At 71.8% G+C, this 3,512-nt stretch carries 2 protein-coding genes; both read right to left on the bottom strand.

What is annotated here, in order from left to right:
- Window positions 1-1,622 (bottom strand): methyl-accepting chemotaxis protein (locus tag FV222_RS20380; RefSeq protein ID WP_147815502.1); only part of this gene is annotated, 1,622 nt, incomplete at its 3' end.
- Between the two features lie 283 nt (window positions 1,623-1,905).
- Complete coding sequence (gene murA, locus FV222_RS20375; protein WP_147761612.1) at window positions 1,906-3,195, bottom strand: UDP-N-acetylglucosamine 1-carboxyvinyltransferase; 1,290 nt, start codon at window positions 3,193-3,195, stop codon at window positions 1,906-1,908.
- Window positions 3,196-3,512: the final 317 nt, after the last annotated feature.

The following is a 3,512-nucleotide window of genomic DNA, read 5'->3' as shown; positions in this document are numbered from 1 at the left end:
TCCATGGCGGCCTGCGTCCGCGTCGCCTCGCGCACCGCGCCGTCCGACATCTCCGCCGCCTGCTCGACCTGCCGCCCGATCTCCTGGACCGTGGCCCCGAGCTCCTCGGCCGCCGCGGCGACGGTGTTGACGTTCTGGGCGGTCTCGTTGGCGGTGGTCGCGACGCTGCTCGACCGTTGCGAGGTGCCCTCGACCGCGTCGCGCATGCCGCCCGAGGCGGCCTGCAGCCCGGCCACCGAGCAGGCGACCCGCGCGACGATGCCGCCGACCGAGCGCTCGAAGCGTTCGGCGAGGTCGCGCAGGAGGGCGCGGCGCGCCTGCTCCTCGCGCAGGCGGGTGGCCTCGGTCGTCTTCAACTGCGCCGCGGCCTCCTCGAGGGAGACGTCGCGGATGGTCACCACGGCCCGGGCGATGTCGCCGATCTCGTCGCGCCGGGTGCTGCCGGGCACCTGCTCCAGCGCCTGCCGGGCGGCCAGGGCCTTAAGCGCCGCGGTGAGCGCGCCGAGCGGCCGCACGATCGATCGGGCCAGCAGCAGGCCGAGGATGGCGGTGCCGGCGAGCACCCCGAGCCCGACCAGGGCAAGCGTGCGCGACAGGGTCGAGACGGCGCCGATCGCCTCGCCGAAGCTCTGCTCGGCGATCACCGTCCAGGGCGCCCCGAGCACCGAGACGACGGAGGACGCCGCCAGGCGCCGGCCTTCCGGGGCCTCGAAGTCGAACGGCCGCCCCTCCGTGAGGCGGCTCGGGGCGATCCCGAGCGCGCCCAGGGGGCTGCCGGCCTTCGCGTCCGGGTTGAGCGGCGGCTGGGTGCGCAGCAGGCCGTCGGCGCCGGCCGAGAGCATCTGCCCGGTCTCGCCGAGGCCGGTGCGCTTCGACAGGGTGCGGTCGAACAGGGCCGGCCCGACCCGCATCACGACGTAGCCGATGCGCTCGGCCGCCTGCGCCGTGCCCATGGCGACGTTGGCGCGCTTCGTCACCGCGCGGCCGATGAAGGCGGATGGCCCGGCGTCGACCGGATAGGCCGCGAAGTCCTCGAACAGGGCGGCTTCGGGATCGGCCGCCCTGAGGCGCTCGAACAGCCGCGCGAGCCCCGTTCCCCGCAGCGCCGGATCGGAGACCGGACGGGCGAAGTCCTCGCCCTTGGTGGTGGTGTAGACGACGCGCCCGCCCTCATCGAGCACCAGCAGGTCGGCGTAGCCCGCCTGCGCCAGAAGCTTGCGGCCGACCTCCTGCACCTTCGCGTGCCGCCGCCCGTACATCGTGTTGGTCGCGGTGCCGTCGAGCGCGATGCGGGCCGCGGCCGTCTCGGGCGCCCGGAAGGCGGCGAGGAGGCCGGCATAGTCGGGCTTCGCGGGATCGAGGGTCTCGATCAGGTCGGCGACGTTCGACACCACCTGCGGGTGCGCCGCCACCGTGAGGAAGTCGGCCTGCATGCGGTCGGCGACCAGCTCGACCCCGTCGCGCCGCGCGTCGGCGGCGAGTTGCAGCCGCTCGCGTGCCGCATCCACCAACCCGGCCCGGGCCGAGTACCAACTGTACCCGCCCATCGCCGTGGCGCTCAGGAGAGCGAGCCCGATGGTCATGGCGGGCAGGCGTGCCTCGAGGCGTGAGAATACCGACATCGATCCGTCTCGAAGATGCTCGAAGAGCTTGAGCCAGATCTTGTCGCAGGTATGCGTTAAAATTTCTTGCCGGAGACCGAAGCTTATCGTCCAAGCAATACGCCTGACGCACGACGATGATAAGAATAAAATCTGTCTTCTTTCCTGACGGCTCGTGAAACCGATTGACGTCGATCGATTCTCGTCTCGCAAATTCAGAAGCACGCCCAACCGGCACTGCCCGCGATCGGCCGGCCCCGCACCGCTCCGATTGCGGCCCGGCCGAGGCTCGGGCTTTCGGGCCTCAGGCCCGCACGCGCTCGATCCGCGCGCCGCAGCGGGCGAGCTTGGCCTCCAGGGCCTCGAAGCCGCGGTCGAGGTGGTAGACCCGGTTGATCTGGGTCTCGCCCTCGGCCGCCAGCCCCGCGATCACCAGCGATACCGAGGCGCGCAGGTCCGTCGCCATCACGGGCGCGCCCTTGAGGCGCTCCACGCCCTCGACGATCGCCAGATCCCCCTCGAGGCGGATCTTCGCGCCGAGGCGGGCCAGCTCCTGCACGTGCATGAAGCGGTTTTCGAAGATGGTCTCGCGGATCTGCGACTGGCCGTTGGCCAGGGTCATCAGCGCCATGAACTGCGCCTGCAGGTCGGTGGGGAAGCCCGGGAACGGGTCGGTGGTCACGTCCACCGCCGCGATCCCGCCGCCGTTGCGCCGGACGCGGATGCCCCCGGGAACCTGGGTGATCTCGGCGCCGGTGGTCGAGAGGATGTCGAGGGCCGAGTGCAGCAGGTCGGCGCGGGTGTTCTCCAGCACCACGTCGCCACCGGTCATCGCCACCGCCATGGCGTAGGTGCCGGTCTCGATTCGGTCGGGCAGCACCTCGTGGCGGGCGCCGTTCATGCGGGCGACGCCCTCGATCACGATGCGCGGCGTGCCGGCGCCCTGGATGCGGGCGCCCATCTTGATCAGGCAGTCGGCCAGATCTACCACCTCCGGCTCGCGGGCGGCGTTGGAGATCACCGTGGTGCCGTAGGCGAGCGAGGCCGCCATCAGCGCCACGTGGGTGCCGCCGACGGTGACCTTCGGAAAGTCGATCTCGGCGCCGCGCAGGCCGTTTTTCGTACGCGCGACGACGTAGCCGGCATCGATCTCGATCTGCGCGCCGAGCTTTTCCAGCGCCATGATCAGGAGGTCCACGGGCCGGGTGCCGATGGCGCAGCCGCCCGGCAGGGAGACCTTGGCCTCGCCGAAGCGGGCGAGCAGCGGCGCGACCACCCAGAAGCTCGCGCGCATGGTCGAGACCAGTTCGTAGGGCGCCGTTGTGTCGATGACGTTCGACGCCGTGAGCCGGATGGTCTGGCCGGTCTCGGTGGTCTGCCCCGGGCGCTTGCCGACCACCATGTGATCGACGCCGTGGTTGCCGAGGATGCGTGTGAGCGCGGCGATGTCGGCGAGCCGCGGCACGTTGGCGAGTTCCAGGGTGTCGCCGGTGAGCAGGCTCGCGATCATCAGCGGCAGGGCGGCGTTCTTCGCCCCCGAAATCGGGATCGTGCCGTTGAGCGGCACGCCGCCGGTGATGTGGATGCGGTCCATGGTCTCGTGATCCTCACGCGCCGCGCCTCGTTCCGCGCGCCGCCGGCCTTGCCCCTCAGGGCGCTCGCCGCCCATGCTTGCGCGCAGCCTATAGGCGAGTTTTGTCCGAAAGGGGACCGATGCGCGCGCTGGCCGGTCCGGGGTTGCATGCCGGGCGGCTCGCAGGACGTCGACGGGTGTGGATCCGTCCGCTGCCGCGACGCGGGCGCGGTCGGCGTCCGGACGCGATCGTTGCGCGGCTCGGCGACCTGTCGTCAGGTTGACGGCGCCTCGGAAGCCGGCCCGTCCGGTTCGTCCGGCTGCCCAGCGTCCGCAGC

This window comes from Methylobacterium sp. WL103 (assembly GCF_008039885.1).
GTDB lineage: Bacteria > Pseudomonadota > Alphaproteobacteria > Rhizobiales > Beijerinckiaceae > Methylobacterium > Methylobacterium cerastii.
The sequence above is the reverse complement of the archived record's forward strand: the minus strand, read 5'-3'. Positions and strand labels throughout refer to the sequence as shown.